The sequence below is a fragment of the Kitasatospora sp. CMC57 genome (assembly GCF_045866025.2).
GTDB lineage: Bacteria > Actinomycetota > Actinomycetes > Streptomycetales > Streptomycetaceae > Kitasatospora.
Genome location: NZ_AP035881.2, coordinates 2544106 through 2566862 on the forward strand (window position 1 = coordinate 2544106; position 22757 = coordinate 2566862).

Annotated in this window: 25 protein-coding genes and 5 tRNA genes; 7 read left to right on the forward strand and 23 right to left on the reverse strand. The window is 71.4% G+C overall.

Translation table 11 applies throughout. The features are described 5' to 3' along the window. Positions 1-18: 18 nt before the first annotated feature. The 3 genes from ACKUU6_RS11190 to ACKUU6_RS11200 all read right to left on the reverse strand — a co-directional run bounded on the left by ACKUU6_RS11190 (position 19) and on the right by ACKUU6_RS11200 (position 4517). Positions 19-522: a hypothetical protein gene (locus ACKUU6_RS11190; RefSeq protein WP_407988348.1), complete on the reverse strand. Its 504-nt coding sequence runs from the start codon at positions 520-522 to the stop codon at positions 19-21. 118 nt (positions 523-640) lie between these two features. Next, positions 641-2857: an ATP-dependent DNA helicase RecG gene (recG, locus tag ACKUU6_RS11195; RefSeq protein ID WP_407988349.1), complete on the reverse strand. Its 2217-nt coding sequence runs from the start codon at positions 2855-2857 to the stop codon at positions 641-643. Positions 2858-2894: 37 nt separating this feature from the next. After that, positions 2895-4517, reverse strand: coding sequence for a DAK2 domain-containing protein (locus ACKUU6_RS11200; RefSeq protein ID WP_407988350.1), 1623 nt, complete (start codon positions 4515-4517; stop codon positions 2895-2897). A gap of 304 nt (positions 4518-4821) precedes the next feature. Here ACKUU6_RS11200 and rpmB point away from each other — a divergent pair, with 304 nt between their 5' ends. Further along, complete coding sequence (rpmB, locus tag ACKUU6_RS11205; RefSeq protein WP_082598345.1) at positions 4822-5007, forward strand: 50S ribosomal protein L28; 186 nt, start codon at positions 4822-4824, stop codon at positions 5005-5007. A gap of 148 nt (positions 5008-5155) precedes the next feature. On the opposite strand, the gene thiD is transcribed toward rpmB, so the two are convergent. The 3 genes from thiD to ACKUU6_RS11220 all read right to left on the reverse strand — a co-directional run bounded on the left by thiD (position 5156) and on the right by ACKUU6_RS11220 (position 8117). Further along, entirely contained in the window at positions 5156-5947 is a 792-nt protein-coding gene (gene thiD / locus ACKUU6_RS11210; RefSeq protein WP_407988351.1) for a bifunctional hydroxymethylpyrimidine kinase/phosphomethylpyrimidine kinase, read from the reverse strand. A 24-nt stretch (positions 5948-5971) separates the two neighbouring features. After that, complete coding sequence (locus ACKUU6_RS11215; protein WP_407988352.1) at positions 5972-6997, reverse strand: 6-phosphofructokinase; 1026 nt, start codon at positions 6995-6997, stop codon at positions 5972-5974. A gap of 151 nt (positions 6998-7148) precedes the next feature. Beyond that, on the reverse strand, positions 7149-8117 hold the full coding sequence (locus ACKUU6_RS11220; RefSeq protein ID WP_407988353.1) for a thiamine-phosphate kinase: 969 nt from the start codon (positions 8115-8117) through the stop codon (positions 7149-7151). A 157-nt stretch (positions 8118-8274) separates the two neighbouring features. On the opposite strand from ACKUU6_RS11220, the gene ACKUU6_RS11225 reads away from it, so the two are divergent. Both ACKUU6_RS11225 and ACKUU6_RS11230 read left to right on the forward strand, forming a co-directional pair. After that, positions 8275-8508: an Lrp/AsnC family transcriptional regulator gene (locus ACKUU6_RS11225; RefSeq protein WP_407988354.1), complete on the forward strand. Its 234-nt coding sequence runs from the start codon at positions 8275-8277 to the stop codon at positions 8506-8508. A 20-nt stretch (positions 8509-8528) separates the two neighbouring features. Then, positions 8529-9026 (forward strand): DUF3515 domain-containing protein, encoded by a 498-nt coding sequence (locus ACKUU6_RS11230; RefSeq protein ID WP_407988355.1) that lies wholly within the window; start codon positions 8529-8531, stop codon positions 9024-9026. Positions 9027-9078: 52 nt separating this feature from the next. Here ACKUU6_RS11230 and ACKUU6_RS11235 read toward each other — a convergent pair whose 3' ends face one another. The 3 genes from ACKUU6_RS11235 to ACKUU6_RS11245 are packed head-to-tail and all read right to left on the reverse strand — an operon-like array spanning position 9079 to position 12094. Beyond that, positions 9079-10218, reverse strand: coding sequence for a D-alanine--D-alanine ligase family protein (locus tag ACKUU6_RS11235; RefSeq protein ID WP_407988356.1), 1140 nt, complete (start codon positions 10216-10218; stop codon positions 9079-9081). Between the two features lie 59 nt (positions 10219-10277). After that, on the reverse strand, positions 10278-11279 hold the full coding sequence (locus ACKUU6_RS11240; protein ID WP_407988357.1) for an NAD(P)H-dependent glycerol-3-phosphate dehydrogenase: 1002 nt from the start codon (positions 11277-11279) through the stop codon (positions 10278-10280). After that, positions 11276-12094, reverse strand: coding sequence for a lysophospholipid acyltransferase family protein (locus tag ACKUU6_RS11245; protein ID WP_407988358.1), 819 nt, complete (start codon positions 12092-12094; stop codon positions 11276-11278). Before ACKUU6_RS11245 ends, ACKUU6_RS11240 begins: the two co-directional genes overlap by 4 nt. A 197-nt stretch (positions 12095-12291) precedes the next feature. Here ACKUU6_RS11245 and cofC point away from each other — a divergent pair, with 197 nt between their 5' ends. Together cofC and ACKUU6_RS11255 are read left to right on the forward strand one after the other, a co-directional pair. After that, entirely contained in the window at positions 12292-12975 is a 684-nt protein-coding gene (cofC, locus tag ACKUU6_RS11250; RefSeq protein WP_407988359.1) for a 2-phospho-L-lactate guanylyltransferase, read from the forward strand. A 31-nt stretch (positions 12976-13006) separates the two neighbouring features. Then, the gene (locus tag ACKUU6_RS11255) at positions 13007-13234 is read left to right on the forward strand and encodes a hypothetical protein (RefSeq protein WP_407988360.1); all 228 of its coding nucleotides are present in this window, start codon (positions 13007-13009) and stop codon (positions 13232-13234) included. A 26-nt stretch (positions 13235-13260) separates the two neighbouring features. Here ACKUU6_RS11255 and ACKUU6_RS11260 read toward each other — a convergent pair whose 3' ends face one another. Both ACKUU6_RS11260 and ACKUU6_RS11265 read right to left on the reverse strand, forming a co-directional pair. Continuing rightward, on the reverse strand, positions 13261-13524 hold the full coding sequence (locus ACKUU6_RS11260) for a hypothetical protein (protein WP_407988361.1): 264 nt from the start codon (positions 13522-13524) through the stop codon (positions 13261-13263). Beyond that, complete coding sequence (locus ACKUU6_RS11265; protein ID WP_407988362.1) at positions 13521-13775, reverse strand: hypothetical protein; 255 nt, start codon at positions 13773-13775, stop codon at positions 13521-13523. Before ACKUU6_RS11265 ends, ACKUU6_RS11260 begins: the two co-directional genes overlap by 4 nt. 140 nt (positions 13776-13915) lie before the next feature. Here ACKUU6_RS11265 and ACKUU6_RS11270 point away from each other — a divergent pair, with 140 nt between their 5' ends. Next, on the forward strand, positions 13916-14674 hold the full coding sequence (locus ACKUU6_RS11270; protein ID WP_407988363.1) for a GntR family transcriptional regulator: 759 nt from the start codon (positions 13916-13918) through the stop codon (positions 14672-14674). A 100-nt stretch (positions 14675-14774) separates the two neighbouring features. Here the strand turns inward: ACKUU6_RS11270 and ACKUU6_RS11275 are convergent, their stop codons facing one another. The 4 genes from ACKUU6_RS11275 to leuC all read right to left on the reverse strand — a co-directional run bounded on the left by ACKUU6_RS11275 (position 14775) and on the right by leuC (position 18050). Beyond that, positions 14775-15476, reverse strand: coding sequence for an HU family DNA-binding protein (locus ACKUU6_RS11275; protein WP_407988364.1), 702 nt, complete (start codon positions 15474-15476; stop codon positions 14775-14777). Positions 15477-15609: 133 nt separating this feature from the next. Next, the gene (locus ACKUU6_RS11280) at positions 15610-15834 is read right to left on the reverse strand and encodes a hypothetical protein (protein ID WP_407988365.1); all 225 of its coding nucleotides are present in this window, start codon (positions 15832-15834) and stop codon (positions 15610-15612) included. Positions 15835-16025: 191 nt separating this feature from the next. Further along, positions 16026-16622 (reverse strand): 3-isopropylmalate dehydratase small subunit, encoded by a 597-nt coding sequence (leuD, locus tag ACKUU6_RS11285; RefSeq protein ID WP_407988366.1) that lies wholly within the window; start codon positions 16620-16622, stop codon positions 16026-16028. Between the two features lie 6 nt (positions 16623-16628). Continuing rightward, entirely contained in the window at positions 16629-18050 is a 1422-nt protein-coding gene (leuC, locus tag ACKUU6_RS11290) for a 3-isopropylmalate dehydratase large subunit (RefSeq protein WP_407988367.1), read from the reverse strand. A 231-nt stretch (positions 18051-18281) separates the two neighbouring features. On the opposite strand from leuC, the gene ndgR reads away from it, so the two are divergent. Next, positions 18282-18995: an IclR family transcriptional regulator NdgR gene (ndgR, locus tag ACKUU6_RS11295; RefSeq protein ID WP_057232382.1), complete on the forward strand. Its 714-nt coding sequence runs from the start codon at positions 18282-18284 to the stop codon at positions 18993-18995. 96 nt (positions 18996-19091) lie between these two features. Here the strand turns inward: ndgR and ACKUU6_RS11300 are convergent. The 8 genes from ACKUU6_RS11300 to ACKUU6_RS11335 form a co-directional block, all read right to left on the reverse strand. After that, positions 19092-19166, reverse strand: a tRNA-Gln gene (locus ACKUU6_RS11300). 49 nt (positions 19167-19215) lie between these two features. Continuing rightward, a tRNA-Glu gene (locus tag ACKUU6_RS11305) sits at positions 19216-19291 on the reverse strand. A 71-nt stretch (positions 19292-19362) separates the two neighbouring features. Further along, positions 19363-19438 (reverse strand) — tRNA-Glu (locus ACKUU6_RS11310). 18 nt (positions 19439-19456) lie between these two features. Further along, a tRNA-Glu gene (locus tag ACKUU6_RS11315) sits at positions 19457-19529 on the reverse strand. Between the two features lie 36 nt (positions 19530-19565). Beyond that, positions 19566-19637 (reverse strand) — tRNA-Gln (locus ACKUU6_RS11320). 207 nt (positions 19638-19844) lie between these two features. Beyond that, positions 19845-21350 (reverse strand): glutamate--tRNA ligase, encoded by a 1506-nt coding sequence (gene gltX, locus ACKUU6_RS11325; RefSeq protein WP_407988368.1) that lies wholly within the window; start codon positions 21348-21350, stop codon positions 19845-19847. Positions 21351-21364: 14 nt separating this feature from the next. Continuing rightward, positions 21365-22162, reverse strand: a complete 798-nt coding sequence (locus tag ACKUU6_RS11330; protein WP_407988369.1) for a fumarylacetoacetate hydrolase family protein — start codon at positions 22160-22162, stop codon at positions 21365-21367. Between the two features lie 133 nt (positions 22163-22295). After that, on the reverse strand, positions 22296-22520 hold the full coding sequence (locus ACKUU6_RS11335; RefSeq protein WP_407988370.1) for a hypothetical protein: 225 nt from the start codon (positions 22518-22520) through the stop codon (positions 22296-22298). Positions 22521-22757: the final 237 nt, after the last annotated feature.

Consider the following 22757-nt stretch of genomic DNA (forward strand, 5'->3'; position numbering starts at 1 on the left):
GCACCCCCGGGGTGCCGTCTACTCCACCGTGCCCACGATGCTCGGCGAGGCGTACCGGGACCAGGAGAGGCAGCCGTCGGGCGGGCAGTACTCGGGCTTGCGCGGGTCGTGGCCGAGCTCGCGCAGCTTGGTGCGGACGGAGTCGGGCGTCCGGCCGAAGCGGGCGGCGATCCGGGCCACCGTGTCGCCGTCGTGGAACCGGCGGGTCAGCTCCTCCTCGTGCTGCGGCACCCAGGGGGCGCCGTGGCCGGGGTACAGCTCGCGAAGCACGTCGCGGTCGGGGATGGGTTCGGAGACATCGGCGACGATGGCCAGCGCCCGCAGCGCGCGGTTCAGCGCGATCCGCAGGTTGGCCACCTCCTCCACCGGCAGGCGCAGCCGGCCGGAGGCGAGCGGGGTGGTGGCGGCGCCCTCGCGCCAGCCGGTCAGGGTCAGGGTGACCTCGCGGTCGTCGTCGCTGGCCAGCTCGATCCGGAAGACCTTGTCGCCCAGCGGAAGCTCGTTGAGATGACGGAAAGCCAAGGCGGAACCCCCAGGTGTCGTGCCGGGAACGCACCTTGGGGGTGCGTCCCGAACAACTACATTCTCTCCTCCGGCACTGACAATTCAGGGGGTTCAACGGCCTTGCGGAACAGGGGAATTACCCCTTCTCCAGGTACTCCGCGCGGTCCTCGTCGAGCAGGCTCTCCAGGGCGGTGCGCAGCTCCGGGTGGGCGGCCAGGGACGGGTCCTCGGCGACCAGCCGGGCGGCCTCCTCGCGGGCGGTCGCGATGACCTCCTCGTCGTCCAGCACGGAGAGCACCTTGAGCGAGGACTTCACCCCGGACTGCGCCTGACCGAGCACATCACCCTCGCGGCGCTGCTCCAGGTCGATCCGGGACAGCTCGAAGCCGTCCAGGGTGCCGGCCACCGCGTCCAGCCTGGCCCGGGCCGCACTGGCGGCGGGCATGTCGCTGACCAGCAGGCAGAGCCCGGCGGCCGAGCCGCGGCCGACCCGGCCGCGCAGCTGGTGCAGCTGCGAGACGCCGAACCGGTCGGCGTCCAGGATCACCATCACCGTCGCGTTCGGGACGTTCACGCCGACCTCGATCACGGTGGTGGCGACCAGCACGTCCACCTCGCCCGCCGTGAAGCGCCGCATCACGTCGTCCTTGGCCTCCGGCGTCAGCCGCCCGTGCAGGATCTCCACCCGCAGCCCGGCCAGCGGCCCCTTGGTCAGCATCCCGGCGGTCTCCACCACGGAGAGCGGCGGCCGCTTCTCGTCGCTCGCGGCGCCGGCGTCGCCGACGTCCTCCGGGTCGTCCGCCACCGGTTTGCGCTTCTTCTTGCCCGGCGCGTCCGGCGGCTCGTCGCCGATCCGGGGGCAGACCACGTACGCCTGGTGGCCCTTGCCGACCTCCTCGCGGACCCGCTCCCAGGCCCGGGCCAGGAAGTTGGGCTTCTCCAGCGCGGGCACCACATGGGTGGAGATCGGCGAACGCCCGGCCGGCAGCTGGTCGAGCACCGAGGTCTCCAGATCGCCGAAGACCGTCATCGCCACCGTGCGCGGGATCGGGGTGGCCGTCATCACCAGCAGGTGCGGCGGCTGCTCCCCCTTGGCCCGCAGCGCGTCCCGCTGCTCGACGCCGAACCGGTGCTGCTCGTCCACCACCACCAGGCCGAGGTCCTGGAACTGCACCTTGTCCTCGATCAGCGCATGCGTCCCGATCGCGATCCCGGCATCCCCGCAGGCCATGTCGAGCATCGCCTGCCGCCGCGCCGCCGTCCCCATCGACCCGGTCAGCAGCACGACCTTGGTGCCCAGGTCCGACCCGCCGAGCATGCCGCCCTCGGCCAGGTCACCCATCATCTCGACGATCGACCGGTGGTGCTGCTGCGCCAGCACCTCGGTGGGCGCCAACAACACCGCCTGCCCGCCCGCGTCGACCACGGCCAGCATGGCCCGCAGCGCCACCATGGTCTTGCCCGATCCGACCTCGCCCTGAAGGAGGCGGTGCATGGGGTGTTCGGTGGCGAGGTCGGTGAAGATCTCGGCGGAGACGGTGCGCTGACCCTCGGTCAGCTCGAACGGGAGCCGGGCGTCGAAGGCCGTCAGCAGGCCGTCGGGGGCGGGCCTGCGGGCGATGGCGGGGAGGGCGGAGTCGGCGGCCCTGCGCTGGGCCAGGGCGACCTGGAGAACGAAGGCCTCGTCCCAGCGCAGGCGGTCCTGGGCGCGCTCCCGGTCGGCCTGGTTGCGCGGGCGGTGGATCAGCTCCAGCGCCTCGGGCAGCGGGATCAGCTCGTGCTTCTCCCGCAGCTCGGCGGGGAGCGGCTCGCCGACGTCGGAGAGGTGCTTGTCGAGGGCCAGCTCCAAGCAGAGCGAGAGCTTCCAGCTGGGCATCTGGGCGCTCGCGGGGTAGACCGGGATCAGCCGCCCCGCGAACTTGTCGGCCTCCGGGTTGCCGTCCTCGGCGTCGATCAACTGGTAGTCGGGCGAGGCGAGTTGGCGCTTGCCGTTGAAGACGCCGACCTTGCCGGCGAACAGGCCCTGGGAGCCGGGGCGGAGGTCCTTCTGCCGCCATCCCTGGTTGAAGAAGACCAGGCTGAGCCGCCCGCGCCCGTCGGTGACCACCACTTCGAGGCGGTCACCCTTGCGGGCCTTGAACGGGATCAGGGTGACCTTCTCGATCCGGGCCAGCACGGTGACGTGCTCGTCCACCTCGAGGTCGTCGAGGCTGGTGAGCTGGCCGCGTTCCACGTACCGGCGGGGATAGTGGTGCAGCAGGTCGCCGACCGTGCGCAGCTTGAGGCTGTCGGCCAGCACCTTGGCGGTGCGGTCGCCGACCAGCTTGGTCAGAGATTCATCGAGAGCGCCCATCAGGACCTATTGGACACCACGGGGGCGACAGCCCGGATCACTCCACCCCGATCAGCAGGGTGGCCGACTGCTGGCGGCCGTCGTAGACCACGGTGTCCACCTCGGGGCGCTGCCGGCGGGCGTGCGCGACCAGCCGGTCGGCCAGTCCGGCGGAGGCGCCCGCGCCGAGGACCAGGGTGACCAACTCGCCGCCGGCCGCGAGCATCCGGCCGAGCAGCTCCTCGCCGACGGCGACCGGGTCGGCGCCGATCAGCACCACGTCGCCGTCGATCAGGCCGAGCACGTCCCCGGCCTGGCAGACCCCGGCCATGGTCCAGGACTCGCCCTCGGCGACCGCGAGTTCGGCGTAGCGGGTGGCCCCGGCGGCGGAGGTCATCGCGACCACGTCCTCGTCGAACCGGCGGGCGGGCTCGTGCACGGCGAGCGCGGCCAGGCCCTGGACCGGCGAGCGGGTGGGCAGCACCGCGATCCGTACGCCGTCCTGCCGTAGCTGGTCGGCGGCGGCTCCGGCGGCGGCCCGCAGCTCGGGGTCGTTGAGCAGCAGGATCACCTCGTGCGCGGCGCAGCGGCGGACGGCGGTGACCAGTTCGGCGCTGGCGGGCGGCCGGTCGGGATCGGCGTGCAGGACGTGCGCCCCGGCCTGTTCGCAGAGTTCGGCCAGACCGGCGCCGGTGACCACGCTGAGCACGGTCCGGTCCGCGGTGATCCGCCGGTCGTTCTCCCCGGCCCGAGCGGCGGCCTCGGCGAAGTGGGTGATCCGGATCTGGTACGGCCGTCCGGCCCGGACCCCGGCCTCGACGGCGGCGCCCGCGTCGTCGACGTGGACGTGGACGTTCCACAGGCCGTCGCCGCCGCCGACCACCAGCGAGTCGCCGAGCCCGGCCAGTTCGGCGCGGAGTGTCGGCAGTGCCTGGTCGGGGGCGTCCAGCAGGTAGATCACCTCGAAGGCGGGGTGGCCGGGCCCCGGCGGGCGTTCGTGGCCCTCGCAGTCGGCCGGGCGGACCGGACGGTCGAACTCCCGCCGCTGGGCGACCGGGCCCATCGGTGTCTGGCCGGTGACGGCGTCCGAGAGCGTTCCGAGGATGGCGACCAGCCCGCGACCGCCGGCGTCCACCACACCGGCCTCGGCGAGCACGGCGAGCTGGGAGGGCGTGCGCAGCAGCGCCTCGCGGGCGGCGCGGTAGGCGGTGTCGGCGGCCTCGGCGAGACCGCCCGCCCCCTGGGAGGCGGCCCGGGCGGCTGCGGCGGCGACGGTCAGCAGCGTGCCCTCGACGGGTTCGGCGACCGCCTGGTACGCGGACTCGGCGGCCCGCAGCAGGCCCTTGCGCAGGTCGGCGGGCTCGCCGCCGAGCGCGAGCACCTCGGCCAGGCCGCGCAGCCACTGGGCCAGGATGACGCCGGAGTTGCCCTGTGCGCCGATCAGCGCGCCGCGGGCGCCGGCCGTCATCGCGGTGGAGAGTCCGGGGTCGGCCTGGTCGGCGAAGCACCGCTCGACCGCCTCGGCGGCGGACTCCACCGTGAGGTAGAGGTTGGTGCCGGTGTCCCCGTCCGGGACGGGGTAGACGTTGAGCGCGTCGATCTCCTCGCGGGCCTGGCCCAGCGCGGTCAGGGCGAGGCGGCACCAGGTGCGGACGGTGGTGGCGTCGAGCGTGTCCAGCACCAGGGTCTCCTCCGGTGAACGCGGCCCGAACCCCGGGCGGGGGCACGGGTGAACGCGATGGCAAGGGGCGATGCTGGCAGGTTATCCGGCCGGAGTGGCGATCGCCGCAGGCCGACGGCGGGCAGGGATGATCAAGGGGCTGACCGTGGTAGTTTCGTTGAACGGGAATCGGCGTTGTATGCTCTCCCGGTTGCCCGGAACAGTCCGGGCTCACCCCTTGAAGCGGTCCGGTCCACGCGAGTGGCCCGGTTGGTTCAGCCGGGGTTTTCGAACGTAAATGATCTGAAGTCTTGGAGTGACTCCTGTGGCTGCCAACTGCGACGTCTGCGGCAAGGGGCCGGGCTTCGGCAACAGCATCTCCCACTCGCACCGCCGTACTCCCCGTCGTTGGAACCCCAACATTCAGACGGTGCGTGCGACGGTCGGTCGGACGCCGAAGCGGCTCAACGTCTGCACCTCGTGCATCAAGGCCGGTAAGGTCTCGCGCTGACGCGCAGACCGGTTAGCCGGTCCTCCAGATCGCCGATTCACCCTCGGGTGGGTCGGCTTTCTGTCTTACCGACCGGCTCCGACGCACCGGTTGAAGGGCGGACCCTCGGGTCCGCCCTTCGGTCGTTCCGGAAGCGGTGAGCAGGGGTTCAGCGCCAGCGCCAGGCGTGGTCCACCGGGCCGATGCCCGCGCCCAGCGCGAAGCCGGCCCGGATCGCGCCGGTGACGTACTCCTTGGCACCGGCCACCGCCTCCGGCATCGCGGCGCCCTTGGCCAGCTCGGAGGCGATCGCGCTGGCCAGGGTGCAGCCGGTGCCATGGGTGTGCCGGTTGTCGTGCCGGGGTGCCCGGTACCAGTGGGCGGAGCCGTCGGTGCCGACCAGCAGGTCCGCGGCCTCCCCTTCGAGGTGGCCGCCCTTGATCAGCACCCAGGCCGGACCGTACCCGAGCAGCGCCTCGGCGGCCACCGCCATGTCCCGCTCGCCCGTCACCTCCAGTCCGGTGAGCTGGGTCACCTCGTGCAGGTTGGGCGTGGCGAGGGTGGCCACCGGCAGTAGCCGCTCCCGTACGGTGGCCACCGCCTCGGCGGCGAGCAGCGCGTCGCCGTGCTTGGAGACGCCGACCGGGTCGACCACGACCGGGGCACCGACCCCGGTGAGCAGGTCGGCGACGGTCTCCACCAGCTCGACCGAGGCGAGCATGCCGGTCTTGACGGCCTGGACGCCGATGTCGTCGACCACACTGCGGAACTGGGCCCGGACCGCCTCGGCGGGCAGCTCCCAGTACCCCTGGACCCCGACCGAGTTCTGCGCGGTGACGGCGGTGAGCACGCTCATGCCGTGCACCCCGAGCGCGAGCATCGTCTTGAGGTCGGCCTGGATGCCGGCGCCGCCCCCGGAGTCCGAGCCGGCGACCGTGAGTACGCGAGGAGGAGCAACCATGTCGGTCAACCTATCGAACATCCGTCAGAGGACGGCTTCGGACTCCGCCCAGCGGTCCTGCGGAACGGTCTTCAGCCGGGTGACCGCCTCGGCGACCGGGGCCAGCACGATCTCGGTGCCGCGCAGCGCGGTGAAGTGCCCGAAGGCGCCCTTGTGCACGGCCTCCACCGCGTGCCAGCCGAACCGGGTGGCCAGCACCCGGTCCCGTGCGGTGGGGGTGCCGCCGCGCTGGGTGTGCCCGAGGATGACCGGCTTGGACTCCTTGCCGAGCAGGTCCTCCAGCTCGTACGCCAGCCGGGTGCCGATCCCGCCGAAGGTCTGGTGGCCGTACTGGTCCACCTCGCCGTGGTCGAAGCGGAGCGTGCCCGGCAGCGGCCTGGCGCCCTCGGCGACCGCGATGATGGCGAACTTCTTGCCGCGCTGGAAGCGTTCCTCGATCATGCGGGCCACCGCCTCGATGTCGAACGGCTTCTCCGGGATCAGGATGCCGTGCGCACCGGCGGCCATCCCGGCGGTGAGCGTGATCCAGCCGGTGTGACGGCCCATCAGCTCGACCACCATCACCCGCTGGTGCGACTCGGCGGTGGTCTTCAGCCGGTCGATCGCCTCGGTGGCCACGTGCACGGCGGTGTCGAAGCCGAAGGTCACGTCGGTGGCGTCGATGTCGTTGTCGATGGTCTTCGGTACTCCGACCACCGGCAGCCCCGCGTCGCTGAACAGCTTGGCGGCGGTGAGCGTGCCCTCGCCGCCGATCGCGATCAGCGCGTCGATGCCGATGTTGGCCGCGAGCTGCTCGGCGTTCTCCACGGCCCAGTTGATCCGGTCCCGCTGCACCCGGGCCGAGCCCAGGATCGTCCCGCCGAGGGTGAGCAGACCGGTCACGTCGTCGTGCGAGACAGGTCGGCTGCGGCCCTCGATCAGCCCGAGGAAGCCGTCCTCGATCCCGACGATCTCGTCGCCGTGCACGTCGGTGCCGCGGTGCACCACCGAGCGGATCACCGCGTTGAGGCCGGGGCAGTCTCCACCACTGGTCAGGACGCCGATTCTCATGGGGACGTGCTCTCCCGCTCCTGGGGCAGCGCAGGCCCCCGAGTTGATGGATTCTCGTACGAGCCGGGCAGCACCGGACAGACCGGACACGGCCGACAGCGCTCAGGCTACCCGCCCGACCTCGCTACTCGGCGGTGAAGCGTCGACCTCGCTACTCCGCAGCGAAGTGGTCCCAGCCACCGGCCCGGTCCCACGGTGCGCCGTCCACGGTGACCTGTCCGCCGCGGGCCGTGCTCGCCGTGCGCACCACCTCGCCGACCACACGCCATCGGGCGGGCAGCTGGACGGTGCTCGGGAAGGTGGCCACGATCGCGTGGTCCTCCCCACCGGACAGCACCCATACAAGCGGATCGACCCCGACCGCCTGGCCGATGTCCGCCATCTGGGCAGGCACGTCGAAGTCGGCCGCGCGCAGGTCGATGTCCACTCCACTGGCCTTGGCGACATGGCCGAGGTCGGCCACCAGACCGTCGCTGACGTCGATCATCGAGGTGGCGCCGAGGTCCGCCCCGGCCGGGCCCGCGTGGTACGGCGGCTCCGGGCGCCGGTGCGCCTCGACGAAGGCGCGCGGTGAGCGGAAGCCCCGGGACAGCACGGTCAGCCCGGCGGCCGACCAGCCCAGCCAGCCGGTCACCGCGACCACGTCGCCGAGCTGGGCGCCGGAGCGCTTCACCGGGGCCCGGCCCTGGAGGTCGCCGAGGGCGGTGATGGCCAGCGTGATGGTCTCCCCGCGCACCACGTCGCCGCCGACCACGGTGGCCCCGGCCACCTGGCACTCGTCCCGCAGGCCGTCCATCAGCTCGGTGGCCCAGGTGGTGGGCAGGTCGATCGGGGTAACCAGGCCGAGCAGTATCGCGGTCGGCACCGCGCCCATCGCGGCGATGTCGGCGAGGTTCTGCGCGGCGCACTTGCGACCCACGTCGTACGCGGTGGACCAGTCGCGGCGGAAGTGCCGGCCCTCGATCAGCACGTCGGTGGTGGCCACCACCCGGCCGTCGGGCGTCCGCACCACGGCCGCGTCGTCGCCCGGCCCGAGCTCCACGGCCGGGGTGAGCGGCAGCCGGGCGGTGAGCTCCCTGATGAGTCCGAACTCGCCGAGCTCGCCCACGGTCCCCTGCATCTGCCGTCCTCTCTCACTGACCTGACTCCAGGCCGCTCCAGCGCGCCCCCGCGCGCAGCGTACGCCCTCGGGCCGTACCGAGGTCTCCCGTACCCGGGCCGCCGGGCGGTAGCGTGGTGATCAGACTGCCGATCAGCCCACCCCGCTGGAGGTCCCCGTGGTACAGGCATACATCCTGATCCAGACCGAGGTGGGCAAGGCCACCGCGGTGGCCCGCTCGATCGCCACGATCGACGGAGTGGTCACCGCCGAGGACGTCACCGGACCGTACGACGTGATCGTGCGGGCCGAGGCCGAGACCATCGACGACCTCGGCCGGCTGGTGGTCGCCCAGGTCCAGCAGGTCGAGGGCATCACCCGGACCCTCACCTGCCCGGTGGTCCGGTTGTAAGGCCTGGCTACCATCGCGGCATGAGCCGTCTGAGCAGCCTGCCCGCCACTGTCCGCTGGGGTGTGCCGCCCGCCGTCCTGCTGACCTGCACCGGTCTGCTCGGCTGGAGCTGGAGCCTGCCCGCGGATGTCGCTCCCCCGGTGCCCCGGGCCGCCGAGGCCGGGTTCTGCGAGGCGCTCGACAAGGCACTCCCGGAGACCGTGCTCGGCCACCACCGGGACGACCCGTCGCCCGCCTCGCCGTACACCGCGGCCTGGGACAGCTCGCCGCGGACGGTCCTGCGGTGCGGGCTGCCCCGGCCGGGCTACCTGGACGACGACCCGCTGGCCGCCGCACCGGAGGTCAACGACGTCCAGTGGGGCATGAGCCCCCTCCCGGACGGCGGCTACCGCTTCGTCACCACCCTCCGGAAGACCTACGTCGAGGTCACCGTCCCGGGGGGCGCCTACCCCAACTACGCGGACCCGCTCAGCTCGTTGACGGACGCCGTCAAGGCGACCATCCCCGAGGGGCTCTAGGCCCGGAGTTCATCCGTCCCGGAGCCCCTGTCAGGGCGACGCCCGCGTCTGCCTACCGGAGGCCCGTGGAGCGGCTGAGGGCTGCGGTGAGCAACCGTTCGATCAGCTCCGGGTAGGGCAGGCCGGTGGCCTCCCACATCTTGGGGTAGGCGGAGATCGGGGTGAAGCCGGGCATGGTGTTGATCTCGTTGACGATCCAGCTGCCGTCCGGGAGCAGGAAGAAGTCGACCCGGGCCAGGCCCTCGCAGCCGAGCGCGTCGAAGGCGAGCACCGCCTGGCGGCGGATCTCGGCCGTCTCGCTCTCCGTCAGCCGGGCCGGGATCTGCACCTCGGAGGAGTCGATGTACTTCGCCTCGAAGTCGTAGAACTCGAAGTCCCCGTCGACCAGCACCTCGGCCGGCAGGCTGGCCCGCGGGCCGTCCTCGAACTCCAGCACGCCGCACTCGATCTCGCGTCCCTCGACGCCGAGTTCGACGATCACCTTGGGGTCGTGCCGGCGGGCCTCGTCGATCGCGGCGTCCAGGTCGGCCAGGTCCTTGACCTTCGTGATGCCCATGCTGGAGCCGGCCCGGCAGGGCTTCACGAAGAGCGGCAGGCCGAGTGCGGCGATCCGGGTCCGGGCGGCGGCGCGGCCGGTCTCGGTCTCCCACTCGCGCGGGCGGACCACGGTGTAACGGCCGACGCCGATGCCGTGCGACTCCAGGATCCGCTTGGTGAACTCCTTGTCCATGCCGGCCGCGCTGGCCAGCACGCCGGAGCCGACGTACGGGACGCCGGAGAGCTCCAGCAGGCCCTGGATGGTGCCGTCCTCGCCCCAGGGGCCGTGCAGCAGCGGCAGCACCACGTCCACCTCGCCGAGCGCCTTGGGCACGGCGCCGGGCTCACTCCAGACCACCTCGCGGCTGGTCGGGTTGCCGGGCAGCACGACCTGGCCCTCGGTGGACTCGGCGACGCCGTCGACGTCGGGGAGCTTCCGGTCGGTGATGGCCATCCTGGACGGTTCGTCACCGACCAGGGCCCAGCGGCCCTCATGGGTGATGCCGATCGGCAGCACCTCGTACTTGCTCCGGTCGATCGCCCTGAGCACGCTGCCGGCCGTGACGACCGAGATGCCGTGCTCGGAGCTGCGGCCGCCGAAGACGATCGCAACGCGCGGCTTGGCCGCGTTGGGGGAGGTCTTTTCGATGCTCATATCGTGTTCGAGACTACCGTGCGGGGGTTTCGGCGAAAGTCACCCGCGCGGTGGCGAGTTCAGTGGCGCTCGGGTTTGGCCGACCTGGCCATCAGCCCGGCCAGCACTTCCTGGGTCGGCCGTCCGCGGTGCACCACGTCGACCACGGCCGCCACGATCGGCATGTCGACCCCGTGCCGACGGGCCAGGTCGAGCACGGACTCGCAGGACTTGACGCCCTCGGCGGTCTGCTTGGTGGCGGCGATGGTCTCCTCGAGCGTCATGCCGCGGCCGAGGTTGGTGCCGAAGGTGTGGTTGCGGGAGAGCGGCGAGGAGCAGGTCGCCACCAGGTCACCCATCCCGGCGAGGCCGGCGAAGGTGTGCGGGTCGGCGCCCAGGGTCAGGCCGAGCCGGGTGATCTCGGCCAGCCCCCGGGTCATCAGGGTGGCCTTGGTGTTGTCGCCCAGGCCCATCCCGTCGGCCATGCCGACCGCCAGGCCGATCACGTTCTTCACCGCGCCGCCGAGCTCGCAGCCGACCACGTCGGTGTTGGTGTACGGGCGGAAGTACGGGGTGTGGCAGGCCGTCTGGAGCCGCTTGGCGACCAGCTCGTCCGTGCAGGCGACCACGCTGGCGGCGGGCTGCTTGTTGGCGATCTCCCGGGCCAGGTTGGGCCCGCTGACCACGGCGACCCGCTCCGGGCCGACCTCGGCGATCTCCTGGATCACCTCGGACATCCGCTTGGCGGTGCCGAGTTCGATGCCCTTCATGAGCGAGACCAGCACGGTGTCGGGGCCGAGCAGCGGCGCCCAGGCGGCGAGGTTCTGACGGAGCGTCTGGGAGGGCACGGCGAGCACCGCGAACTCCGCCCCGGCCAGCGCCTCGGCGGGGTCGGTGGTGGCCCGGACGGTCTCCGCCAGCCGGGTGTCCGGCAGGTAGTCCGGGTTGACGTGGGTCGCGTTGATCGCGTCCACCAGCTCCTGGCGGCGGCCCCAGAGGGTCACCTCGCAGCCGGCGTCGGCCAGGATCATCGCGAAGGCGGTCCCCCAGGACCCGGTCCCGAACACGGCGCAGCGGGTCACTTGGTGGTCTCCTCGTCGTTCCGGTGGCCCGCCGCCCGGTCCTTCTTGGCGGCGTGGTCCTCGGCCCGTTGCAGGGCCGCCCTGCGCATGTCGTAGCGCTCGGCCGGCGGCTCTTCGCCGCGGATCTCCGCGAGCACGTCGGTGATCGCCGTCATGATGTCCTCGGTGGCGTCCCGCAGCACCTCGGCGGTCAGCTCCTGGCCCTGGTACTTGGTCAGGTCCACCGGCGGCCCGGCCGCCACGGTCACCTTGTGCCGGGGGAAGAGGTTCAACTTGCCCTTCCCGCCCCGGCCGTACGGCGGGATGATCTCGTGCGCCCCCCAGTGCGCGACCGGGATGACCGGCGCGCCGGTCATCAGCGCGACCCGGGCGGCGCCGCTCTTGCCGGTCATCGGCCAGACGTCCGGGTCCCGGGTGAGGGTGCCCTCGGGGTAGAACTGCACGCACTGGCCCTGCTCGACGGCGGCGATCGCGGCGCGGAACGCCTTGGCCGCGTCGGTGGACTCGCGGAACACCGGGATCTGGCCGGTCTTGCGCAGCATGAAGCCGATGAACGGCACCGAGAACAGCCCGGCCTTGCCGAGCATCCGGGGCGGCCGGCCGCTGTTGTACTGCCAGTGCGCGTAGACCACCGGGTCGATCAGCGAGTTGTGGTTCACCACCGCCAGGAAGCCGCCCTGCTCGGGCAGGTGCTCCCATCCGCGCCAGTCCGGCTTCACCAGGGCGGTGGTCACCGGCTTCACGAGCGCTGCGGCGAAGCGGTACCAGATCCCGTAGTCCGCGTTGCCGAACCTGGCGTACGAGCGGCGAGCCACTCCTGCTCCTCTTCCTCGGGCTGCGGCACGTGGGGCGCCGCAGGTCGGTCGTCGCCCCTCCGGGCGCGGACCAGTCTCACCACTGGCCCCGCCGCTGTCGAGCGGCTTGCCTGACCGTCCCCGGCAGCTGCGCGGCACACGTCGGTCCGGCCGGGCCGCCTGGTCAGGGGTCCGCCACCGGCGTAAGAATGGCGCCGATGACCCAGGACACGGTACGCCCCGCAGCGCCGCCCGCGCCCACGCCCCACCCCGAGTGGTCCTTGGTGTTGCCGGTGAAGCCGCTCGCCCTGGCGAAGAGCCGGCTGGAGCCGTATGCCGGTGCGCGCAGGCCCGCGCTCGCCCTGGCGTTCGCGCTGGACACGGTGACGGCCGCGCTGGCCTGTCCGCTGGTGGCCCGGGTGCTGGTGGTCACCCAGGACGCGGTGGCGGGGGCGCAGTTGGCCCGGCTGGGGGCGCTGGTGGTGGCGGACGAGCCGGGTGGCGGGCTCAACCCGGCGCTGACGTACGGCGCCGAGCTCGCCCGGCGGCTGGCTCCTGACGCCCCGTTGGCGGTGCTCTCGGCCGATCTGCCCGCCCTGCGCGGCGACGAGCTGGCCCGGGTGCTGACCGCCGCCGCGGCCGTCGGCGGGCGGTCCTTCCTGGCCGACTCCCCCGGGCTCGGCACCACCCTGCTGGCCTGCCCGCCGGGGCGGGCGCTGGCCCCCCGGTTCGGCGCGGGATCGCGGGCCGGGCACGCGGCCGGCGGCGCGGCCGAGCTCAGCCCGGGCGACGTGCCCTCGGTACGGCGGGACGTGGACACCGGGGCGGACCTGCTGGAGGCGCTGGCGCTCGGCGTCGGGCCGCACACCGCCGCCCTCGCCTACACACCGGTGTGCTCCTGAACGGCCGCCGGCCCGTCGCTATGCTGCTGGCATGCAGGCCACCTCGTACACCTTCGACCCAGCCACCCGTACCGGCTCGGTCCTCCTGGACGACGGCACCCCCGTCCCGTTCGACGCCCCGGCCTTCGACGCGGGCGGCCTGCGGCTGCTACGTCCCGGCCAGCGGCTGCGGATCCGTACCGAGGGCACCGGCGACGCCCGGCGGGTGGTCTTCCTCACCCTGCAGACCTTCCCCGACCCGGCGGACCAGGCGGGCTGATCCGGCTCCGGCCGGGGCCCGCGGCCTCAGGTCCGGGTCACCTGGATCAGGTGGGACCGGCCGCCGATCGCGAAACTGAGCGTCAACTCGCCGTCCCGGTCGAGGAACTCGGTGACCCGCTCGACCGCTCCCTCGCCGAGGAAGTAGCGGTAGGCCTCGAACTGCGTCCAGCCGAGCGGCAGCACCCGCAGGGCCTGCCAGAGGGCCTCCAGCGCGTCGCGCAGGTGCTGGAAGGTCGCGGGAGGGGCGATGTCCTCGATGGACACGGTGTAGGCCCCGGTGGTGCTCACAGCGTCGGCTCCTGCTCGTGGTGGTGGTCGAAGTCGGCCCAGACCCGTTGGGTCGTGTCGGTCCGGTCATGGCCGAAGCGGTCCGCCCCGGCCAGCAGATCCAGCACCGTGAGCTGCGCCTCGGCGCTCAAGCCGTCCGGCAGCACCAGGTAGACCCGCCAGCCGCCGGAGGGTCTGAGGCGGACCCTGGGCCGTCCACCGGTGGCCCTGGCCAGGCCGTTCGCAACGTCAAACACGCTGGTGGTTCGCACGCAACGACTCTCCCCGCGAGCAGCTGGTCACGGAACGTAAATCTAAGTAATTAGATTACACCTGATGCATTAGATTGTCAACGCTGAATCACCCGCCCTGCCGAGCTCGGCCGGGTCGTGCCTGCCGCCGGGAGAGCCAGATGTCACCTGCTGAGCGCCAGTACCAGCGCATCGCCGCCGATCTGCGCCGCCGCATCGGTCTGGGCGAGTGGCAGACCGGCGACGTCCTGCCGTCCCGCGCCAAGCTGGCGATCGAGTACGACGTCGATGCCAACGTGCTCCAGCGCGCCCAGCAACTGCTGATCACCGAGGGCCTGCTGGAGGGCCGCAGCGGCTCCGGCACGTACGTGCGCCGCCCGGTGCCCCGCCGTGCCATGGTCCGGTCCCGGATCGGCACCCCGGCGTCCTTCCGGGCCGACCTGGGCGAGATCGACGGCACCGGCAGCTGGGAGTCCACCACCGAGACCAGCGCCCCGGCCCCGCCCGAGGTGGCCGCGCGGCTGGGCGTCGAGCCCGGGGCGCCGACGGTGCGCACGGTCTACGAGTTCCTGATCGACAGCCAGCCGGTCCTGCTCGCCAACAGCTGGGAGCCGCTGGAGCTGACGGCGGGTTCGCCGGTGATCTGTCCCGAGTACGGCCCGCTGGCCGGGCAGGGCGTGGTGCGGCGGATGGCGGCGATCGGAGTGCAGGTGGAGCGCGCGGTGGAGCGGACCCGTCCCTCCCGCGCCACCGCGCAGCAGGCCAACCTGCTCGGCGTCTCGGCCGGCGACCTGGTGACGCTGATCGAGCGCACCTACTACGACCGGGACGGCCGCGCGGTGGAGACCGCCGAACTCGTCGTACCGGACTCACGGTGGGACATCAGCTACGAGCTCGCGATCGGCCGTCAGGAGCCGTGACGCGAAAGAGCCGTGGCGGCTCGCTCCCGGGAAGGACCCGGATGCGAGCCGCCACGGCTCACGGCGGTTGACCCGCCGTCGGTCGAACGATCGCCAGGGACTACTTGGCGGTGGACCGGCGCGCGGTGGTCTTGCGCGTGGCGGTCTTCTTGGCGGGCGCGGTCTTCTTCGCCGTCGCCGTGGCCTTCTTGGCGGGAGCGGCCTTCTTGGCCGCCGCGGTGGTCTTGGCCGGGGTGGCCTTCTTGGTCGCGGTGGTCTTCTTGGCGGCCGCGGTCTTGGTGGCCGCCGCCGTCTTCTTGACCGCTGTGGCCTTCTTGGCCGGAGCGGCCTTCTTCGCCGCAGTGGTCTTGGCCGCGGGGGCGGTGGTGGTCTTCTTGGCCGCGGTGCGCTTGGCCGGAGCAGCGGCGGCGGCCGTGGCGGCCCGCTTGGTGGCGGCGCGCTTGACGGCGGCGGTGGTGCCGCTCTTGCCCGGGGTGAGGGAGCCCTTGGGCGCCTTCTTGACCGACGGGCCCTCCTTCGGCAGCTTCTTGCTGCCGCTGACCAGGTCCTTGAAGCCCTGGCCGGGACGGAACCTCGGCACCGCGGTCTTCTTGACCTTGACCTTCTCGCCGGTCTGCGGGTTGCGGGCGAACCGCGCGGAGCGGTCGACCTTCTCGAAGGTGCCGAAGCCGGTGACCGACACCCGGTCACCGGCCACAACGGCACGCACCATGGTGTCGAGCACTGCGTCGACGGCCTCTGCGGCAGCCTTGCGACCGCCCAGCTGCTCGGCCACCGCTTCGACAAGCTGAGCCTTGTTCACGTCTTCCCCTTCAGAAACGGGCGCCGGATGATTCCATCCGTTCATTTCGCACGTTAGGTATGTATCTGCGGACTTTCAATTACCAAACGCGCGAATCACCCTAGTGTCGCAATGGATTTGCGCGTCCGGGACCTCATCCGAGTGGCAGGCGCCCCTCGTCGAGGTCTTGCACAAAGCGAGCCAACCGCCTTGCCGCCTCCGGAAGATCGCGCTTGGCGGTCTCCGTGACGATCAACAGTTGGCGGGTGAGAGCGGTCTTTGCCTCGGTTGACACGTTCAGCGCATGAACGCGGTCGTGAGCCTGCTTCAACCGCTCGGCCACCAGCGCGAAGAGCGCAGTGACTTCCGGGTCGCCCATCCCCTCCGAGGACGCTGGTTCGCAGTCCCCGTACGGAGGTTCATGGTGCCGGTGCATGCAACGATTGTGCCATCTGTACGGAGTTGCGCTGCCCGGGGGTTTATCCGGAGCTCAACTCGGGCCCGGAACACACCGATGGCCCACCCCTCAGGAGGGGTGGGCCATCCGGCGGACCGTCAGGAATCAGGGACTCAGAGGACCGGCAGCGTACGCGGCTTGAAGCTGGGCCGGGTGGTCTCGAACTCGGCGATGTCGCCCTCGTTCTGGAGCGTGATGCTGATGTCGTCCAGGCCGTTGAGCAGGCGCCAGCGGACGTTGTCGTCCAACTCGAAAGAGGCGGTCACGCCTTCGGCGCGGACCTCCCTGGCCTCCAGGTCGACGGTGATCTCGGCGGTCGGATCGGCCTCGGTGAGAGCCCAGAGCTGATCCACCGTCTCCTGCGGCAGCAGCACGGTGAGCAGACCGTTCTTCAGCGAGTTGCCACGGAAGATGTCGGCGAATCGGGACGAGATGACGGCCTGGAAACCGTAGTTCTGAAGTGCCCAGACCGCATGTTCGCGCGAGGAGCCGGTACCGAACTCGGGGCCGGCCACCAGGACCGAGGCGCCCTGCCGCTCGGGCTGGTTGAGGATGAACTCGGAATCCTTGCGCCAGGCCTCGAACAGCCCGTCCTCGAATCCGGTGCGGGTGACCTTCTTCAGCCAGTGCGCCGGGATGATCTGGTCGGTGTCGACATTGCTGCGGCGCAGCGGAACCGCCCGGCCGGTGTGCGTGGTGAACTTCTCCATGGCTGCTCAGACCTCCACAGCGACGTCGGACGACAGATCGGCGGGCGCGGCCAGCCGGCCCAGCAGGGCGGTGGCGGCGGCGACCTGGGGGGACACCAGGTGGGTACGCCCGCCCTTACCCTGCCGCCCCTCGAAGTTGCGGTTGGAGGTCGAGGCGCAGCGCTCGCCCGGGGCCAGCTGGTCCGGGTTCATGCCCAGGCACATCGAGCAGCCCGCGTGCCGCCATTCGGCGCCGGCGGCGGTGAAGACCTTGTCCAGGCCCTCCTCGATCGCCTGCAGCGCGACCCGGACCGAACCGGGCACGACCAGCATCCGGACGCCCTCGGCGATGGTGCGGCCCTCGACGATGGCCGCAGCGGCCCGCAGGTCCTCGATCCGACCGTTGGTGCAGGAGCCGACGAAGACGGCGTCCACCTTGACCTCGCGCAGCGGCGTACCGGCCTCAAGGCCCATGTACTTGAGCGCGTTCTCGGCCGCGACCCGCTCCGAGGGGTCCTCGAAGGAGGCCGGGTCCGGCACGTTGGCGCCGAGCGGGGCGCCCTGGCCGGGGTTGGTGCCCCAGGTCACGAACGGGGTGAGCTGGGTGGCGTCGATGAACACCTCGGCGTCGAAGACCGCGTCCTCGTCGGTGGTCAGCGTGGACCAGTACTCCACCGCCGCGTCCCAGTCGGCGCCCTTGGGAGCGTGCGGGCGGCCCTCCAGGTAGTCGAAGGTGGTCCGGTCCGGGGCGATCATGCCCGCCCGGGCGCCCGCCTCGATCGACATGTTGCAGATCGTCATCCGGGCCTCCATGGAGAGGCTGCGGATCGCCGAACCGCGGTACTCCAGGACGTAGCCCTGGCCGCCGCCGGTGCCGATCCTGGTGATGATCGCCAGGATCAGGTCCTTGGCGGTGACGCCGTCGGGCAGCTCGCCCTCGACCGTGATCGCCATCGTCTTGAACGGGGCCAGCGGCAGCGTCTGGGTGGCCAGCACGTGCTCGACCTGGCTGGTGCCGATGCCGAACGCCAGGGCCCCGAACGCGCCGTGGGTGGAGGTGTGCGAGTCGCCGCAGACCACCGTGGTGCCGGGCTGGGTCAGACCGAGCTGCGGGCCGACCACGTGCACGACGCCCTGCTCGACGTCGCCGAGCGAGTGGATCCGGACCCCGAACTCGGCGGCGTTGGCGCGCAGCGTCTCCAGCTGGACCCGGGAGACCGGGTCCGCGATCGGCTTGTCGATGTCCAGGGTGGGGGTGTTGTGGTCCTCGGTCGCGATCGTGAGATCGGTCCGGCGGACCTTCCGGCCGGCCAACCGGAGACCGTCGAAGGCCTGCGGGCTGGTCACCTCGTGCAGCAGGTGCAGGTCGATGTAGAGCAGGTCGGGCTCGCCCTCGGCGCGCCGGACGACGTGGTCGTCCCAGACCTTCTCTGCGAGTGTCCGTCCCATCGCTTTCCCTCCAGCCGGCCGCTCTGCCGGCCTTCTCGTGTGATCGAGGTCGTGTGTCCGCCCGCCTGGTGAGGCGGCGGTCCGGATGACCTGCACGCCGGATCGTGTCCAGCATGCGGACGTTGGATGATGGTCCGAAGCTGGGTGTCTCCCGGGCTGCTCCACCAAGAGTGGCGCTTTTCCTCGAGAATTGAACTTGCGTCTCGCGGAATGAGACTGCAGTATCAGGGCATGGACAACTCTAGCGGCGTCGGCGTTCTCGACAAGGCCGCTCTGGTGCTCAGCGCACTGGAGTCGGGCCCCGCCACGTTGGCGGGGCTGGTCGCCGCCACCGGTCTGGCGCGGCCCACCGCCCACCGACTCGCCGTCGCACTCGAACACCACCGCCTGGTCACCAGGGACATGCAGGGCCGGTTCATCCTCGGCCCCCGACTCTCCGAGCTCTCCGCCGCGGCGGGCGAGGACCGCCTGCTCGCCACCGCTGGGCCGGTGCTCACGCACCTGCGCGACGTCACCGGCGAGAGCGCCCAGCTCTACCGCCGGCAGGGCGAGATGCGGATCTGCGTGGCCGCCGCCGAGCGACTCTCCGGCTTGCGCGACACGGTGCCGGTCGGCTCCACGCTGCCGATGAAGGCCGGCTCCGCCGCCCAGGTCCTGCTGGCCTGGGAGGAGCCCGAGCGCCTGCACCGCGGCCTCCAGGGCGCCCGGTTCACCGCGACCGCCCTGAGCGGCGTACGACGGCGCGGCTGGGCCCAGTCGATCGGCGAGCGCGAGCCGGGCGTGGCGTCCGTCTCCGCGCCCGTCCGCGGGCCCTCCAACCGCGTGGTGGCCGCCGTCTCGGTCTCCGGACCGATCGAGCGCCTGACCCGCCACCCGGGCCGGATGCACGCCCAGGCCATCATCGAGTCCGCCAACCGCCTCACCGAGGCCCTGCGCCGCGGCTGACCCGTACCGGAGAACGACGAACGGCCCCCTCGGGGGCCGTTCTTCCGTACCGGTCCGGAAATGCAAAGAGGCCCCGGATCACCGGGGCCGTACGACTGGCTGGGGTACCAGGACTCGAACCTAGACTAAATGAACCAGAATCACTCGTGCTGCCAATTACACCATACCCCAACAAAGCATCGGGCCAGTGGACTTGTTGAGCCCACCGGCCGTTCTGCTCTGGTACCCCCGACCGGATTCGAACCGGCGCTACTGCCGTGAGAGGGCAGCGTGCTAGGCCGCTACACAACGGGGGCAAACTTGGTGATCCCATACTTCGTCAGGACCGGGGTTGCGAACTCGTCCGGTGGTGACAGTGGAGAGGATCTGGTACCCCCGACCGGATTCGAACCGGCGCTACTGCCGTGAGAGGGCAGCGTGCTAGGCCGCTACACAACGGGGGCTTGTACTTCAGTGATGCGTACCCCCGACCGGATTCGAACCGGCGCTACTGCCGTGAGAGGGCAGCGTGCTAGGCCGCTACACAACGGGGGCTTACTGTACTTCGTCAAACAACGTGCGTTTACTGCGCTGGGGTACCAGGACTCGAACCTAGACTAAATGAACCAGAATCACTCGTGCTGCCAATTACACCATACCCCACCAGAGTTCAACCCCTGACGGGGTCTCGCTCGGCATTGCGACCGCTGGTCCGTCCCTGGCGAGGCTTCTGGTTCCTCGCCCTGTCCCTCCCGGGCGGCGCAGAAAGAACATTACCCGACACCCGGCCCCGCTCCAAAATCCATAACCGCAGGCAGTGCCCCGGGGGGCTGCGTCGCTGGTCAACGCAGCCCCCCGGGGCGGCCGGGATCAGGCCTCCGGGGTGAGCTGCAGCGCCGCCGTCAGCCGGCGCAGCGTCTCGGCGCGGCCGAGCAGCTCCATCGACTCGAAGAGCGGCGGGGACACCCGGCGGCCGGTGACGGCCACCCGGAGCGGGGTGAAGGCGAACTTGGGCTTGATGCCCAGGCCCTCCACCAGTGCCTCGCGCAGCGCGGCCTGGATCGGCTCCGGCGTGAAGTCGGCCAGCTCGGTCAGGGCCTGGATGCTGGCGGTCAGCACCGGGCGGGCGTCCGCGGTGAGCACCTTGGCGGCGTCCTCCGGGTCCACCGCGAAGTCGGCCGGGTCGACGAAGAGGAAGCCCGCCATGGTGACGATCTCGCTCAGCACGACCATCCGCTCCTGGGTGAGCGGTGCCACCTTGGCCAGCAGGTCGAGCTGCTCGGCACTCGGCTCGGCCGGCAGCAGGCCGGGGGCCTGGAGGTACGGCACCAGGCGACGGACGAACTCCTCCGGGTCGAGACGGCGGAGGTGGTCGCCGTTGATCGACTCGCACTTCTTGAGGTCGAAGCGCGCCGGGTTGGCGTTCACCTTGGCGATGTCGAAGGCCGCGACGAACTCCTCCATGGAGAAGCGGTCCTGGTCCTCGGAGAGCGACCAACCCAGCAGCGCCAGGTAGTTGAGCAGGCCCTCGGGCAGGAAGCCGCGCTCGCGGTACAGGTTGAGGCTGGCCTGCGGGTCACGCTTGGAGAGCTTCTTGTTGCCCTCCCCCATCACGTACGGGAGGTGACCGAAGCGCGGGGTGGTGCCGTTGCCGACCCCGATCTCCGCGAGGGCGGCGTACAGCGCGATCTGACGGGGCGTCGAGGAGAGCAGGTCCTCGCCGCGGAGCACGTGGGTGATCTCCATCAGGGCGTCGTCCACCGGGTTGACCAGGGTGTAGAGCGGCGCGCCGTTGGCCCGGACGATGCCGAAGTCCGGCACGTCCTTGGGCTCGAAGCTGAGCTTCCCGCGGACCAGGTCGTCGAAGACGATGGTGGAGTCCGGCATCCGGAAACGCAGGATCGGCCGGCGGCCCTCCTGCCGGTAGACCTCGACCTGATCGGTGCTCAGCTCGCGGCAGTGGCCGTCGTAACCGGAGGGCTTGCCGGCCGCGCGGGCCGCCTCACGGCGGGCGTCCAGCTCCTCGGTGGAGCAGTAGCAGTGGTAGGCGTGGCCACCCTCCTGCAGCCTGCGGGCGACGTCGGCGTAGATGTCCATCCGCTGCGACTGCCGGTACGGCGCGTGCGGGCCGCCGACCTCCGGGCCCTCGTCCCAGTTGAAGCCGAGCCAGCGCATCGCCTCCAGCAGCTGGTGGTAGGAGTCCTCGGAGTCCCGGGCCGCGTCGGTGTCCTCGATCCGGAAGACCAGCTTGCCGCCGTTGTGGCGGGCGAAGGCCCAGTTGAAGAGGGCGGTCCTGACCAGGCCCACGTGCGGGTTGCCGGTCGGGGAGGGGCAGAAGCGGACCCGGACGGTCGGGTCCAGCTCGGTGTTAGCCACGCTTACAGCTCTTTTCAGCGAGAGATGACCTTGTTGGCGAGAGTGCCGATGCCTTCGATGGAGACGGCGACCTCGTCGCCGACGTTGAGGGGGCCGACCCCGGCCGGGGTGCCGGTGAGGATGACGTCACCTGGCAGCAGGGTCATGGCCTCCGAGATGTGCACGATCAGCTCGGCGATCGAACGGACCATCAGGGAGGTCCGACCGGTCTGCTTGAGCTCACCGTTGACGGTGCAGGTGATCGCCAGGTCACTCGGGTCCAGCTCGGTCTCGATCCACGGACCGAGCGGGCAGGAGGTGTCGAAGCCCTTGGCGCGGGCCCACTGGCCCTCGCGCTGCTGGACGTCGCGGGCGGTCACGTCGTTCGCACAGGTGTAGCCGAAGATGATCTCGGGGACCCGCTCCAGCGGGACCTCGCGGCCCATCCGGCCGATCACCACAGCGAGTTCGGCCTCGTGCTGGACGTCCGAGGAGAACGGCGGGTACGCGATCGCCTCGGTGGGGCCGATCACGGCGGTCGACGGCTTGAAGAAGGTCAGCGGGACGTCCGGGACCTCGTGGCCGAGCTCCTTGGCGTGCGCCGCGTAGTTGCGGCCGACCGCGACCACCTTGTTCGGCAGGATCGGCGACAGCAGGCGGATGTCCTGCATCCGGTAGCTCTCGCCGCTGAGCTGCATCGACACGATCGGGTGGCCGGCCAGGCCGTGCACCACCAGAGACTCTGGCTGGGCGGGGTCACCCTCCACCACGCCGAAGGAGACGCTGCCGGCGGCAGGACTCCCTTCCCGGACGGAGAACCTGGCAATACGCACGGTGGGGAGCCTCTCGGTCTGTCGGGCGCCGGCCGGACCGGGCCCTGCTCGAACGGCCCCCAGGCTATCGCGAGAGGGGCGCCGACCCGCTGAGTCCAGCGGGTGGCGCCCCTCCGAGGGTGTGCGAAGTCGGTCAGTCCCGCGGCAGGCGCGGCGCCGGGGCGACCGACAGGACGGTGCGGCGCGGGTTGGCGGTGACCATCGGCAGGGTGGTCGCGTACTCCCGCGAGGTCTGCGCGGCCCGTACGCCGGGAAGCTGGCCGAAGTCCTCGATCGAGGCCAGCGACGTCCGGCGCGGGTTGGCGGTGGAGCCGCTCGGGGGCGTGGACGTGGTGGCCTGGTTCGCCGGCTGGGACATTGCGTCACACCTTCGGGTTCGGGGCCGCTCACAGGAGTCGGCGACGGTGATTCTGGGCAGGCTGACGCCTGGGCACAGCGCTCAAGACTAGACGGTCCCGGAGTACGGCAGCCGGAGCTCTTTCCACAGGCATCGTGATCACGGCTACATATTCGAGCTGTGATTTTGCTCACAAATTGCCGGACAATATCGTCATCTCGGGCATTTTGCGCGGACCGCTCATTGCGACAATTCCGA

What these genes read in the sequence shown, in the direction of transcription:
- recG (WP_407988349.1), bottom strand. Translation starts at nt 2,857, where the DNA reads ATGGGCGCTCTCGATGAATCTCTGACCAAGCTGGTCGGCGACCGCACC.
- thiD (WP_407988351.1), bottom strand. Translation starts at nt 5,947, where the DNA reads ATGGTTGCTCCTCCTCGCGTACTCACGGTCGCCGGCTCGGACTCCGGG.
- ACKUU6_RS11215 (WP_407988352.1), bottom strand. Translation starts at nt 6,997, where the DNA reads ATGAGAATCGGCGTCCTGACCAGTGGTGGAGACTGCCCCGGCCTCAAC.
- ACKUU6_RS11220 (WP_407988353.1), bottom strand. Translation starts at nt 8,117, where the DNA reads ATGCAGGGGACCGTGGGCGAGCTCGGCGAGTTCGGACTCATCAGGGAG.
- ACKUU6_RS11230 (WP_407988355.1), top strand. Translation starts at nt 8,529, where the DNA reads ATGAGCCGTCTGAGCAGCCTGCCCGCCACTGTCCGCTGGGGTGTGCCG.
- ACKUU6_RS11235 (WP_407988356.1), bottom strand. Translation starts at nt 10,218, where the DNA reads ATGAGCATCGAAAAGACCTCCCCCAACGCGGCCAAGCCGCGCGTTGCG.
- cofC (WP_407988359.1), top strand. Translation starts at nt 12,292, where the DNA reads ATGACCCAGGACACGGTACGCCCCGCAGCGCCGCCCGCGCCCACGCCC.
- ACKUU6_RS11255 (WP_407988360.1), top strand. Translation starts at nt 13,007, where the DNA reads ATGCAGGCCACCTCGTACACCTTCGACCCAGCCACCCGTACCGGCTCG.
- ACKUU6_RS11270 (WP_407988363.1), top strand. Translation starts at nt 13,916, where the DNA reads ATGTCACCTGCTGAGCGCCAGTACCAGCGCATCGCCGCCGATCTGCGC.
- ACKUU6_RS11280 (WP_407988365.1), bottom strand. Translation starts at nt 15,834, where the DNA reads ATGGGCGACCCGGAAGTCACTGCGCTCTTCGCGCTGGTGGCCGAGCGG.
- leuD (WP_407988366.1), bottom strand. Translation starts at nt 16,622, where the DNA reads ATGGAGAAGTTCACCACGCACACCGGCCGGGCGGTTCCGCTGCGCCGC.
- leuC (WP_407988367.1), bottom strand. Translation starts at nt 18,050, where the DNA reads ATGGGACGGACACTCGCAGAGAAGGTCTGGGACGACCACGTCGTCCGG.
- ndgR (WP_057232382.1), top strand. Translation starts at nt 18,282, where the DNA reads ATGGACAACTCTAGCGGCGTCGGCGTTCTCGACAAGGCCGCTCTGGTG.
- ACKUU6_RS11335 (WP_407988370.1), bottom strand. Translation starts at nt 22,520, where the DNA reads ATGTCCCAGCCGGCGAACCAGGCCACCACGTCCACGCCCCCGAGCGGC.